The following is a 12,851-nucleotide window of genomic DNA, read 5'->3' as shown; positions in this document are numbered from 1 at the left end:
ATGTACCGATTCAAATCTGACTACACAGGGGTCATCCGCGCGTCCGATGGCCTCTTTATTAGCTTCAACGACTCCGATCCAAACAAGCCGGAATTCGATGCGTGGGCAGCGGCTGGCAACCTGCCATTTCCGCCAGAATTCACACTGGAAGAACTGCAGGCCCAGCATGCGGATTCACCAATCCTGCCGCTCGACCGTGCGCTTGAGTGGTACGAAGATTCGAGCGTCACCGCGCCTCAGTGTGTCGACGGCTCGTGGGTGCGTCCGACCGAGGTCGTGGATATGCGGATTCCCGAAAATCTGGACATGCTCAAGCTGCGCCTGACAACAAAACTGGCCGAGGTCCGGTGGCTGCGCGAGGTAGGCGGCACGACACTGAACGGTGTTGCGCTCGAAACCGATGCTGTGGCGCAGAACAAAATCACTGGGGCATACGCTCGCGCAACGCGCTCCCCGAACGCCACCGTGTCTTGGAAAGGCCCCGACGGCTTTACCGTGCTCAGCGCGGCAGAAATCTTCGCCGTCGGCGATGCCGTGTTTGACCATGTACAGCACTGCTTCGAGCGAGAGCGCGTGCTGAGCGATCAAATCAACGCGGCGACCACCGTTTCTGCGCTGCTGGAAATCGACCTCGATACAGGCTGGGGTGCGGCATGACCACACCTGCATCCGGGCTCATCACGATGCCTGCGGTGGGTGGGGAGTTTTCGATTGCCAATCCCGTGATGATGACAAAGCTCTACGGGATCGCAGCGGGCGTGCCGTCGTCCGGCAGGATCATGCTCGCCGATCTGTACAACAAGTCCAAGTCTGGAGAGGTGACTTACACAGCGAATGCCGATTTCACCATCCCTGTTGGCGTCACGTCGATTTGCTTTGTTGCGGTCGGGCAAGGAGCGGCAGGCGTTTACAGCGGGTCCGGTGGTGGCGGAGCCTTGGGGTACAAAAACAACGTTGCCGTGACTGCGGGACAGGTGGTTCAGGTGCGTTTAAGCACCAGCGGCACGACCATCACTGTCAATGGTGTCACCTACACGGCTGGCGCTGGAGTCGGCAGTCCAGGGGTTTCCGGCGGGACTCGTAGTGGGCCATGGGACGGCGGTGGTAATGGTGGTGCGGGATGGGCAGATGGGAATGCGGGAGGCGGCGGTGCAGGTGGGTATTCTTCAAATGGTGGGCAGGGTGGGTCGGACAATTACATCGGCATTGGCAGTACCAACGGCGGCGGCGGCGGCATGCACCCCACCACATCTTTGAGGGGTGGTGGTGGCGGTGTCGGCCTGAAGGGCATCATCTCTGGCGCATCGGCAAATGCTGATCCCGGACAGCCTGGATTCGGTGGTCAGGGCGGGGCGAATGGCAGCAACGCGAGTCCAACACCGAGCGGCGGTGCCTATGGTGGCGGTGCTGCCGCATCTCAGAACAGCTCTTTCACCGCCCAAGGTGGTTCTGGAGCGGCTCGAATTATCTGGGGGCTTGGTCGATCTTTCCCCAATGCTGCTACATAGTCCAGTGCGTGCCAAGCCTGCCACTGTGCAGGCATGACGACCTACAAGCTGTCCAACTTTGTCGGCGAAGCGCCCAGCGTGTCGGATCGCGCGCTGGGCTCCAACTTCGCGCGGCGCAATTCCAATCTGTTTCTGCCGAGCGGAGAGTTCTGGCCACTGGCGGATGACCGGGTGCACTCGGCGTGCGTCTCGGGTGCGCTCACGCTGCATCGTTTCCATCGTGATGTGAATGGTCAGGTGATCCAGAACCCCAATGCGGCAATCCGTTCCTACGCGAAAGAGATGTCTTTCGTGAAAGGGCAGATCAACGACGAAGCCACGGAGCGCACCTACGTCACCACCAACGACGGCAGCGAGCGCCCGCGTGTGATTGATTCGCGCGGCAATGATCGCCAGCTTGGCGTGGTGCGCCCGGTCAAGCCCAAGGCCGAGATGCAGGTGGTGGACGAGTTCACCACCGAGGAGGCCCAGACCTGGCTGTATGGCGAGTTTGCCGAGGCGGTGCGCGAGGACTTGCTGGCAACAGTGATTCCACACGAGGGCAATCAGGCTGTGATTCGCTGGGATGCCAGTGGCAAATCCTACGCGGGCCCGACCGAGAACTATGGACTGTCGCTGTCCGCGGCGGTCGGCGGCTCTGCTGAGCCGGGTAGCTTGTATGCCGTGGTCACGGATGCGCGTGCCGAGGCCTGCGCCATGGATATGACCCGTCTGTCTGCGATGAAGACCGCGAGTGGCTGGGCTATCCCCGTCGCGGCCATGCCGTATTCATACCCATGGCGACGCCCTGAACTGATCGAGGCCTTGCAGCTTCACGAGTATCCGGATACTGCCGGTGAGAAATCGGGCACAACGATCTTGACGGCAGGCCAAGCGGACAAGCTGGCCGACTTGCTGGAGGGTGCGACCAAACCCGGTACCGAATGCACCAACTGGCGCAGCGAGCTCGACAAGCTGGTCAAGGAGTTTGCAGGCCTCGCGCTGACCAAGTCATGGAGCACGCCTGCCGAGCCGCCCAATAAGCCGACCGCGCCCGAAGGTGGGCAGTGGATTTCCGATCCGGGCGATTCCACTGGTGTGCACGAGAACCCGCTGTGGACCCAGTACCAGAAGGATCTGGAGGCCTACTACGATGCGTTGGACGCCTACAGCACTGGCAAGGCAGAGGGCCAATCGCAGTCGGCCAGCATGAACTCTCGACTGGTGGAGATTCAGCAGCGTTGCACTTCGCTGGTGTCCAGCATCCAGACGCAGCTCGCCAAGCAGTACAAGGCAGCCACCGACGATGTGAAGCTCATCGGCCAGTGGCTCGACAAGCTGGGTGGCGTGGCCGACATCGCGGGCGAGACGGTGGAGCGCGTGGTGGACTCGCGCTTTTACGTGGTGGCGTTTGTCACAGATTGGGGCGAGGAGTCCGAGCCATCGCCACTCTCCGATATGCTGGAGGTGGATGCCAACGACACGGTGACCATCACCCGGCCCGGCGCCATGACGGGCGAGAGTCACGCCGCGCGCAATGTGACGAAGTGGCGTGTCTACCGCAGCAACACATCCAGCACGGCAAGCGCCTGGCAATTGGTGCAGGAGCTGCAGATCTCGGTCGCGCAGTTCCTCGATGACAAGGCGAGTGAGGAGTTGGAGAGCCTGCAGCCGCAGTTCACTTGGTCCGCGCCTCCGTATCGTATGGATGGCCAATATGCGGGCGACAACAAACCCACGGTCGGCGCGAATCCCTATCTGCGCGGGATGGCTGGCATGCCCAACGGCATCATGGCAGGGTTCCTCGACAACACGGTTGCATTCTGTGAGCCCTACGTGCCATATGCGTGGCCGGTGGAGTATCAGGTCACTACGGAATTTCCGGTCGTGGGAATGGCGTGCTTTGATCAGACGCTGTTCGTCGGCACCACGGGCAACCCGTATTTCATCACCGGCGCGCACTCGGCCAGCATGTCGGCGCTGCGCCTGGACAGCAATCAGTCGTGCGTGGCGCGGCGCTCCATCGTGGGCGTGCAGGGCGGGGTGCTGTATGCATCGCCCGATGGCTTGTGCTTGGCCAACTCGGGCGGCATTCAGGTGGTCACGCGCCAACTCATTGCGCGCGAAGACTGGCAGAAGCTCCAGCCGTCGAGTATGTTCGGCGCCGAGCACGAGGGCGTCTACTACCTGTTCTATGCGGGGGCGGGCGGCGGCTGTCTCGCGTTCAGCATTCAGGACGGCATGAAGCTGGGGCACATCGATCTGTCCGGCACGGCGGTGTGGTCAGACAAGTTCAACGACCTGATGTATGTGGCCCACGGCACCGACATCATGGAGTGCTTCACCGGCAGCGGCCGCCGTGTGGGCGCGTGGAAGTCCAGCGTTGCTACGCAGGGCCAGCAGTTGCCGCTCGCGTGGGCCAAGGTCTACGGCCAGCAGAGCGCTGCACAGCCCGTGACCCTGCGACTCTGGGGCGACGGCGAGCTGCGCCACATAGCCACGTTCACCAACCTGCAGCCGCAGCGCCTGCCGCCGGGCCGCTGGCTGGAACACCAGGTGGAGATCGAGAGCGCGGCGCGCATCACCTCCATCGTTCTCACATCCACCACCGAGGAGCTGAAGGCCGTATGACCAACACCATCAAGCGGGACACCGGTGCGGCCAAGATGCCGAGTTTTCAGCGGCTGAATCTGCAGGACAAGGCGCTCGCCAACTGGGTGCAGTCGGCCACCGAATGGATGGAAGTGCGTTCGGGCTCGCGCGGCAACGACAACGAGCGGGCGGTGACGGTGCGCGAGCTCAAGGAGATTGCAGGGTCTGTCACGAATCTCACGCAGGTGCTGACCAAGGAACCGGGCGAGGGCGAGATGGGCATCGATCTGGGTGGCGGCTTCACTGCCACGGTGGCCGTGGACAAGTTCGCCCAGTCCATCATCGACTCGCGCCTGTTCAAGGACTTGGCCAAGACGCTGGACGACCCTACGCGTTTCGATCATCTGGCGTCCGAGATCCGCGACGTGCTGCTGCAGAACATCGCCGATGAGGCGGCCAAGCGCGGCGCTGCGATTCAGGACATGCAGACCATCATCCAGACCAACGAGCGATCGATGGCGATGGTGGTGCGAGAACTCACCGCCAGCGTGCGCGAGGCCTCGGCGGGCCAGCGACAACTCGCGGCGGTGTGGAGCGACGGGCAGCGAGCGATGGCCACCAACGTGCTGCAGCTCCAAGCATCGCTTGGCAAGTACTATCAGGACGGGACTCCGGGCCGCGCGATGCTCGAGCAGGAGATGACGGTGATCGCCGGGTACACGGAAGGCCTGCGCGCGCAGTACACCTTGAAGGTGCAGGCGGGCGGGGCGCTTGCGGGCTTTGGCATTGCCGCCGAAGAGAGCGTGGACGGCAAGACCAGCAGTGCCTTCATCATCTCGGCCGACAAATTCGCCATCGTCATGCCCAGCTATTCAGGCGGCATGATGAAAACGCCGCGGCCGGAAGATGTGGTGTTCGGCGTGGACAACCTCGGCATCTACCTGCAGCGCAACGTCTATTTGAAGGGCAACATCCGCATCGACGGTTCGGGCATCCAACTCAAGGACGGCATGCGCGGCTCGGTCATGTTGTCGGCCAGCGGCAGTGCGTGGAGCGACGCGACAGCGCGGCAAGCTGTCTGGCAGGCTCTTGGTAACACAGGGAGCGCGCCGAACAACAACCATCTGTTGGTCGGCGACGCGGTCACCATCACGAACGACAACGGGTTCGCCCAGACGCGTCACTGGATGGGCACGGCGTGGACCATTCCGGCAGCAGTGATCAATGGCGACCTGTTGGTGGACGGCACGGTGGCCGCGCGCAAGGTCGACACACGCGGGCTGACTGTGCGCGACAACTCCGGCAATGTCATCCTCGACGCCAACGGCGTAGATGCGGCATGGGTGCGGAACATCAAAGCATCCGGTGTGAGTGGTCTCGGCGCGCTGGCCACAAAGAACGACGTGCAGATTGGCAGCACGGTGAAGCTTCCGGATGGGACAGTGCTGGGCACGGGGGATTTCATCAACCGGCTCTCCAAGATCACCAGCAACAACATCAGCGTGTTCATGGATACGGCGGCCATCGGCACGGCGTACATCGGGCAGGCGGCCGTGGGCACGCTGCAGATCGGCGGCGCTGCGGTAACGGCGATGAACTTTGGTGAAGGCGGGGCGCTGTCAGTACCAGGTGGTGGTTCACGGGTGGGCGCGCAGGCATCCATTCGTCTGCCGGCGAACTCCAGCGGGGCTGTGGTCATGGGCATGGCTGAAGTGAATGCCGCCGGTGGTGATGCCACCATCACCGCCTACCTGCGCCGCAATGGCACACGCTTCGCATATGCAGGCGTATCCGTGCGGTCACTCTACACATCGCAGGTGATTGTGATCGGGCACGACAAACCTGTAGCCGAGGCGGACTACACCTACGACATCGAGATCGTGAGCCCAACATCCGGGCCGGGCTCGAATCAGCCAATCAATGTGTTTCACACGGTCGTGACCGTGACAGGAGGAAAGCGATGAATGAACCCTACATCTGGGCAGAACTTGAGGCGGTTCCTGACACCGATCGCACAATGAAGATTGCTCGCACAACATCCTCTACTGGCGGAGCGTCAAGTCCGCGGAGTTGGGTTTTGGTGGAGGGCAACGTGTCTCCAACGACGCATTACTGGAATGTGGAAGTACAAACTCCGGTCAGGTACCCGCCCAATCTGGGCGAGGGTTGGAGTTTTGATTTTGCCGCGCGCAAGTGGGTCCCTGACTTGAACGTGTTGTGGGCGCAGGTGCGGCGCGAGCGCGATGCACTGCTGTCAGCTTGTGACTGGCGTGTCATGCCTGATGCTCCGACGCCGCCTGAGATACTAGGCGATTGGCTTGCCTACCGCCGTGCGCTGCGCGACATCACCGAGCAGCCGGATCCGCTGGCTATCGTTTGGCCATGCTTGCCTGAATTCGGGGTCAAGGCACAGGGGTAAGTCGCCAAGCTGAATCTGGTCCAAACGCTGCATTGCATTTGGGACATGATTCTGACGTTCGCGGCTGAATTGCTCCACAATTGGGGCACTGCCCATTCGGCATTTGGGCAAGTCTCTCAATTTCCGCTTGTTGGCGCTGAAATATATCGCTTACTGCGCGTTGATACTCCGCTTGGCTTGTTTGGAGTTGCACAACTCGGAATTTAAGGTACTCAACCTTAGCTTGAACCTCATTGCCATCGGTCATGGCAAAGGACTTTGCCCACAGACCAATGCGACGCTCCGAGCTTTCAAACTCTTTGTAAGCTGCAGCCCACAAGCTCTCGTCTGCATCCGGTATTTCGCCAAACATAGAGTCTCCTAAATATGCTCCTGCATTCTATTCGTCAGACTCGTGGCAAGCTTGGCACACTGTGGCGATGCTGATCTACGACGTTGATGCAGTCTACGCATTCCTCAAGGAGCGCATACTAGGGCTGATGCGCACCGAGGGTGCTGTGGCGCTTGGGTGGCAGCGGGGCGCAGCACTGTCGGCTGGTGTGGTGTTTGAGAACCACAACGGACGCACGGTCTGGGCGCATGTGGCCGTGGATAAACCACTGTCGCGAGAGTTCCTCCGCGCGTTCCTCGCATATCCGTTCCGGGTGTGCGGGGTGGATTCGGTGCGCGGCTATGTGCTTGCGTCGAACACTAAGCTGCGTGCTCTCGCGCGACGGCTGGGGGCGGTTGAGGAGGCGAGGCTGCTTGGAGCTGGACCGGATGGTGGGGATGTGGTGATCTGGTCTCTCACGAATGTGTTGGCATGACCGATCGCCGATTTTCCTGAGTCGACGAACACCAGATTTGCATGATTCAAGGTAATTGATTTGCTGGGAGGCAAGGTCGAGTCTCTATGGAAGATCCCTTTTCTGCGCCTCCTTCGAGCGGCTTTTTTGGAGCGGACGGTTTAAGGTCATTAAAAGGAGTACTGTGATCCTCTAGGCGATCCATCCTGATTCGCCGTCGTAGGCCGGAGGTCTATATGTTTAAGTTTTCTTCTTACCCCAGTATTTCTTTCTGGGAAGTCACCAAGAACATGCTCTTTCCCGATGCTCGCAATACGCCATTGCAAGAAGAAGAGGTGAAAAATCGGCCCGACATGGAAGCGAAAGAGGATCAGCAGCGGAACATACATCGGGATGCAAGTTTGGCGAACAATGTGACCTGAATCCATCTCAAAGTAAGGATGCGAAATCCCTTCGGGGCTTCCCTTGTTGGCTCGCTTCGTTGATATGGAATTTTGCCATGAGTGATCAAATTCACAGCTTCATCAAACTGTTTCAGGAGCGATCAGAGCTGCTTGAAATACGTGGTTGTATACGAGATGGAGATGAGCCTATCGTACTGCTAGCTCGCTGGCTGACGGAGTCTGAGGACCATCTCTCGGATGACGACATCAGCATCTTGGCTGATATCGGTGGAATGCTTTACCAAGCTCAGTTCCAAGAGCGCAAGTTTAGACCCCATACGTAATTCATTGTGTTATGCGCTCGGTAGGGGATTTATCGGGAGTACTGTCTGTGAAGGCGATCTATACCGACTCGCCCCCATAGACCGGAGGTCTATATGTTCATGCAATCCCTCCCCAAACGCAAACCCACCTTGTGGGAAGCTATCAAGGCGTTCTTTTCGCCAAGAACCGAGACCACGCATACTTCCTCGGAACAAGGGAAAAAGCTCCCAGCAGACGCCTCAAAAAGTGAGCGAAAAGGAACAGTGTTCCCCGGTCCAAGTGATTTTTGATTTGACAGGAGAACGTAATGTCTTTTTCTGACAAAACGATCTTTAATATCCGCCCAAGAGCGCGTGTACTGCCAGATGTGCAAAGTCGATCAGTTTCAGATGACGACTATGTTTTTCGCGGGCCAAATGCTGCAGCAGTTGAGCAACAAGATAAGGCTCGTGAAATGGAGCGCGTGCGCGCAAGAAGGACCGTGCAACAGGGTGATGATGACGATCTAGAAGATTAGCGAGGCACGCATGAGCTATAGCTATAAATTTTCACTTCTTAAGCACAAACGAGAACTGGAGTTTGCAAGGGATATGCAAATGCATTTTCGTATGCCCGTACTTGAAGTGCTGCCTGTGACATCCGAGGTTCAACCCATTGAGGATGAATCTAAATTTCTAAAACCAATCTGCAAATACTTGAGGCGGAGGCCCCATGTTCATACTCCCACTTAGACGCCTCACTGGGTCATTTTGGGGATTGCTGCAATCGATGTGGAATCCGCCAGAGGCGATTCTGACCCCGAAAGATGGTGTTGCACCAATTCCAATAAAAACCGAAGAGCAGCAGCGGGCAGCGAATAAAATCGCACGCGAGTATTAGGTGAAGCAACGCATCGTTCAACCCGCCAGGCAAGGCGGGTTTTTATTTTTGTTCATCTGATTCCGGTCCGCCGCTGACAGTCAAGGAGCCGTGAAAAAGCCCTCAAAAGAGGGCTTCATAGAGTGGGTTGACATTTCAATCAAGCAGTAACCATATCGATCACTTCTGTGGCGCGCTGGACTGCTTTTGGTCAGCCGGCTGTTTCTGTGCAGGTGTTTGTTGTTGCTGCTGATCGGTTTTCTTCTGATCTTGATCAGGTTGGGTTTGGCTCGGGTTTTGTTGCTGTTGCTGAGACATGATGAATCCTTCAATCGAGTTAGAGATAAGGTGCTTCAGTCGCTAGCAGGAGCGCCTTTCAGTTCAGTGTTTTGTTGATACATTGCACTGGACTTCAGTGTGCGCCATGAGCGACAGCTCGGGCGTAGGACGTCTAGGCGCTTACATATTGATTTGTACTGACCTATCTTGTGGTATTGGGCGAGGAAACCTTTGATCTTCTAGCTAGACATCGTTCGTTTCTTCCATCCGTGACTCGCTTGTATATGTGTGTTTTAACGCGGCGATTTGGTCGTACCAAGCCTGCCATTCTCTCCAGCAGGAGATCTTTGTATGGCACGCTGGCATTCCACCGACTTTGACTTTCTGCCCGAACGGGCATTCCGACCGCGCGGCGGCGGCATGACGTTGGAGGGCGGCAGCTCCACGCCCGCGCCAGATCCGCGCCTTGTCGAGGCGCAGGTGCGCAATCTTGGTGTTCAGGACGACATGATCAAGCAGATCATTACGAACACCAACGACATGGCGCCGCTCCAGAAGGAGTCGACACAGTTTGCGTTGGATGCCTCCAAGCTGGCACAACAGCAATCGAACGAGGATCGGGCCTACGCGATTGAGCGGCGTGACAAGCTGACGGGTGTTCAGGATCAGATGATTCAGGAGGCGAAGACCTTCAACACCGAAACGCGCCGCGAAGAGCTGGCCGGGCAGGCTGCGGCCGATGTGTCGTCTGCCTACACCAGCGCGCAGCGCACGCAGTCTGCCGAGATGGCGCGCATGGGGATCAATCCGGCGGACGGCAAGTACGGCTCGGCAGCCAATGCGCTGAGCGCAAACACGGCGCTTGCGTCTGCCTGAATCGCCCCGGGTTTTCTAGACACCTCTGAGCCTTAAATCTAAGGCCCAATAGGAGGTGCTATGAGTAACCAAAGATATCCCCAAGAATTCAAGACCGAAGCAGTCAAGCAGATCACTGAGCGCGGCCATAAGGTGGCCGATGTTTCAGCCCGACTAGGCGTAAGTCAGCACAGCCTTTATCAATGGATCAAGGCTCAAGGAACGCCTGCCCATGATCGGCCGGCACAGGTGTCACAAACCGAGGAGTTGCGACGACTGAAGGCTGAACTCAAGCGAGTCACAGAGGAGCGCGACATCCTAAAAAAGGCCGCAGCGTACTTTGCCAAGCAGTCCGGGTGAAGTACGCATTCATCAAGCGCCATGAAGGTGAGTACAGCATTCGCCGACTGTGCAAGGTCATGGCTGTACACCCTAGCGGCTACTACGCCTGGAAGGCGCAACCGATGAGCCTTCGTGCAAAGGACGATCAACGTCTGTTGGGTCTTCTCAAGCATGCGTGGCTCGAGAGTGGTGGCGTCTATGGCTATCGCAAGCTGACCATGGACATGCGTGATTTGGGCGAGAGCTGCGGCAAGCATCGCGTGGCACGACTGCTCAAAATCGAGGGGCTGCGCTCACAGACGGGCTACAAACGCCGTGCAGGCATGCGTGGCGGCAAACCTGCCATCGTCGCGCCCAATCACTTGCAGCGCCGCTTCGCAGCGGCCGAGCCCAACCAAGCTTGGGTGACTGACATCACATACATCCGCACCCATGAAGGTTGGCTGTATCTGGCGGTGGTGGTTGACCTGTTCTCACGTCAGGTTGTTGGCTGGTCTATGGGCAGCCGCATCGATACTGGCTTGGTGCTCGATGCACTGTTGATGGCCTTGTGGCGTCGCAGGCCTAAGCTGCCTGTCATGGTGCATTCGGATCAGGGTAGTCAGTTTACAGGCCATGACTGGCAGGGCTTTCTGCGAGATCACAATCTGGTCTCCAGCATGAGTCGTCGCGGCAACTGTCACGACAACGCCGTGGCCGAGAGCTTCTTCCAGTTGCTCAAGCGCGAGCGTATTCGCCGCCAGATTTACCCGACGCGCGATGAGGCCAGGGCTGATGTCTTCAACTACATCGAGATGTTTTACAACCCGAAAAGGCGTCATGGCACCGCCGGAGATATCTCTCCGGTAGAGTTCGAAAGACGGCATTCCCAACGGCTCAACAGTGTCTAGGAAATCCGGGGCGATTCAGGGGCGCCATAGGCGCATTGCAACTCTCAGGCAGTCAGGCAGCCCGGCGCATCAGCAGGCACAGCGCAGACACACTCACCACCATCAGCGACAGCAACAGCTTTTCCCACAGTTCGCCAAACAGCGGTACGGGCGTAGCCACTGGCGCAGCGCTCACCGTCTGTGTGAATGCAGCGCTTTGGAATGCCGGATAGTTCGCATCCCCGCTGTAGCTCGCCACAATGCTGTGCGTGCCAACGGTGGTGAATGATTTCACCGTCAGCGTGGCATTGCCGCTGGCATCCAGCGTGGCAGTGCCAAGCGTTGTGGTGCTATCGGTCAATGTGACAGTACCAGTGGGCACAGCAACTGCCTTCGTCAGGCTGTTTTGTGACTTCAGGCTCTTGGTGGAGTCAAGCGACACGGACACGCTGAACATCACATCCTGCCCCGGCTGCGATGGGTTGGGGGTGGAGATGATGTTCACACCCGAGCCGCTTTGGGCAATGCTGAACGTCTGCGTCACGTCTGGCGCATCCAGATAGTTCGCATCCCCTTTCTGGCTGGCCGTCACCGAGCATGAACCATAAGCATCGAGGCTGACCGTCGACCCGGCCAAGGAGCAGTTGCCTGTCGCCGCCAGCGTGACGAGTGAAGTCGATTTACCCGATGTGGTGGTCACGCTGTAGCTGCCTCCCACCTTGGCATTGGTGGGTGCGGTGCTGCTGAAGGCCAATGTCTGATTGGCCTTGCCGATGGGGATGGTCTGCGTTACAGAGGTCGCATCCAGGTAGTTCGCATCTCCCAACTGGCTGGCCGTCACCGTGCACGAGCCAGCGGCGTCAAAGATGACGGTCGACACGCTCAAAGAGCAATTGCCTGCCACCGCCAAGGTGCCGGTCGAGGTGGAGCCGCCCGAGTTGGTGGTTGCGGTGTAGTTGTCTCCTACCTTGGCATTGGTGGGCGCTGCAGATGAGAAGCTGAGCGTCTGCGCGGCCTTGGCAATGGTACCCGTCAACGTCACTTGCGGGGCCGCAGCGTAGGTGCTGTCTCCTGCTTGGTCAAAGGCAATGGTGCAGTCGCCTGCGCTCTGCATGGTGACGATATTCTTTGAGGCGTCCGGCACCGTGCAGATGCTGGTCGTCTGGCTGGAATAGCTCAGCGGGCTGGTGGAAGCGCCTGCGGTGGCAGACACGGTGAAAGTGCCATTGGGCGCATAGACCGGTGCCGTTGGGCTTGCTGCAGGGTTGGTGATGGTTTGCGCCACTGCGTTGCTGGTCAGCTCGAAGGTCGCGTTGGTTTCCTGCATGACCGTTGCACCATTGCCCCATGTGCTAGTGTCGGTGGTTTCTCCCGTGGTCTGCCCACTATGCAGCGTCAGCGTGGCCGTGCCAGTGGTTCCCTTGTTGCCCGCCGTCATGCGCACGGTGAGCTGGTCGTTGCTGCTGACAATCGCTTCCTTCACCCATGCGCCTGCACCGTTGACCTGAAACTCCGGGCTCCCATCACCGGAGATACGGGCACCGCCCCATGCCACAGTGTCTGCAGGTGCTTTCAATGAGGTCGTGCTGAAGGCGACTTGGCTCCCGGCATTGGCGGACAGGGACTGATTGTCTGAGGAGCCAAAAAGAGAAAATGAC

Annotated in this window: 13 protein-coding genes; 11 read left to right on the top strand and 2 right to left on the bottom strand. The window is 58.8% G+C overall.

All coding sequences use genetic code 11. The features are described from left to right. The 9 genes from G7048_RS03475 to G7048_RS03435 all read left to right on the top strand — a co-directional run bounded on the left by G7048_RS03475 (position 1) and on the right by G7048_RS03435 (position 8,507). Positions 1 to 657, top strand: coding sequence for a DUF4376 domain-containing protein (locus tag G7048_RS03475; protein ID WP_166066815.1), 657 nt, complete (start codon positions 1 to 3; stop codon positions 655 to 657). Then, the gene (locus G7048_RS03470; protein ID WP_166066814.1) at positions 654 to 1,508 is read left to right on the top strand and encodes a hypothetical protein; all 855 of its coding nucleotides are present in this window, start codon (positions 654 to 656) and stop codon (positions 1,506 to 1,508) included. Before G7048_RS03475 ends, G7048_RS03470 begins: the two co-directional genes overlap by 4 nt. Before the next feature lie 33 nt (positions 1,509 to 1,541). Then, positions 1,542 to 4,118 (top strand): hypothetical protein, encoded by a 2,577-nt coding sequence (locus G7048_RS03465; protein ID WP_166066813.1) that lies wholly within the window; start codon positions 1,542 to 1,544, stop codon positions 4,116 to 4,118. Continuing rightward, positions 4,115 to 6,043 (top strand): DUF1983 domain-containing protein, encoded by a 1,929-nt coding sequence (locus G7048_RS03460; protein WP_166066811.1) that lies wholly within the window; start codon positions 4,115 to 4,117, stop codon positions 6,041 to 6,043. Before G7048_RS03465 ends, G7048_RS03460 begins: the two co-directional genes overlap by 4 nt. Continuing rightward, the gene (locus G7048_RS03455; RefSeq protein WP_166066810.1) at positions 6,040 to 6,498 is read left to right on the top strand and encodes a tail fiber assembly protein; all 459 of its coding nucleotides are present in this window, start codon (positions 6,040 to 6,042) and stop codon (positions 6,496 to 6,498) included. The genes G7048_RS03460 and G7048_RS03455 overlap by 4 nt, the downstream gene beginning before the upstream one ends. Positions 6,499 to 6,917: 419 nt before the next feature. Further along, positions 6,918 to 7,304: a GNAT family N-acetyltransferase gene (locus G7048_RS03450; protein ID WP_166066809.1), complete on the top strand. Its 387-nt coding sequence runs from the start codon at positions 6,918 to 6,920 to the stop codon at positions 7,302 to 7,304. A gap of 215 nt (positions 7,305 to 7,519) precedes the next feature. Further along, the gene (locus G7048_RS03445; protein WP_166066807.1) at positions 7,520 to 7,705 is read left to right on the top strand and encodes a hypothetical protein; all 186 of its coding nucleotides are present in this window, start codon (positions 7,520 to 7,522) and stop codon (positions 7,703 to 7,705) included. 77 nt (positions 7,706 to 7,782) lie between these two features. Next, complete coding sequence (locus G7048_RS03440) at positions 7,783 to 8,010, top strand: hypothetical protein (protein ID WP_166066806.1); 228 nt, start codon at positions 7,783 to 7,785, stop codon at positions 8,008 to 8,010. 287 nt (positions 8,011 to 8,297) lie between these two features. Continuing rightward, positions 8,298 to 8,507 carry a hypothetical protein gene (locus G7048_RS03435; protein ID WP_166066805.1) on the top strand — a complete coding sequence of 70 codons (210 nt, stop codon included), beginning with the start codon at positions 8,298 to 8,300 and terminating at the stop codon, positions 8,505 to 8,507. 521 nt (positions 8,508 to 9,028) lie between these two features. On the opposite strand, the gene G7048_RS03430 is transcribed toward G7048_RS03435, so the two are convergent. Next, positions 9,029 to 9,166, bottom strand: a complete 138-nt coding sequence (locus tag G7048_RS03430; RefSeq protein WP_166066804.1) for a hypothetical protein — start codon at positions 9,164 to 9,166, stop codon at positions 9,029 to 9,031. A gap of 312 nt (positions 9,167 to 9,478) precedes the next feature. Between G7048_RS03430 and G7048_RS03425 the strand changes: the two genes are divergently transcribed. Both G7048_RS03425 and G7048_RS03420 read left to right on the top strand, forming a co-directional pair. Beyond that, positions 9,479 to 10,003 (top strand): hypothetical protein, encoded by a 525-nt coding sequence (locus G7048_RS03425; RefSeq protein ID WP_240933149.1) that lies wholly within the window; start codon positions 9,479 to 9,481, stop codon positions 10,001 to 10,003. Between the two features lie 60 nt (positions 10,004 to 10,063). Continuing rightward, a protein-coding gene (locus G7048_RS03420; RefSeq protein WP_166066293.1) for an IS3 family transposase occupies positions 10,064 to 11,214 on the top strand; the annotation gives its coding sequence in 2 pieces (ribosomal slippage) (positions 10,064 to 10,310 and positions 10,310 to 11,214; 1,152 coding nt in all). A 52-nt stretch (positions 11,215 to 11,266) separates the two neighbouring features. On the opposite strand, the gene G7048_RS03415 is transcribed toward G7048_RS03420, so the two are convergent. Next, a complete protein-coding gene (locus G7048_RS03415; protein ID WP_240933148.1) occupies positions 11,267 to 12,769 on the bottom strand; it encodes an Ig-like domain-containing protein in 1,503 nt (500 codons plus the stop codon). Positions 12,770 to 12,851 lie beyond the last annotated feature (82 nt).

The organism is Diaphorobacter sp. HDW4B, assembly GCF_011305535.1.
Taxonomy (GTDB): domain Bacteria; phylum Pseudomonadota; class Gammaproteobacteria; order Burkholderiales; family Burkholderiaceae_C; genus Diaphorobacter_A.
This window is presented reverse-complemented; position numbering and strand designations above follow the sequence as displayed.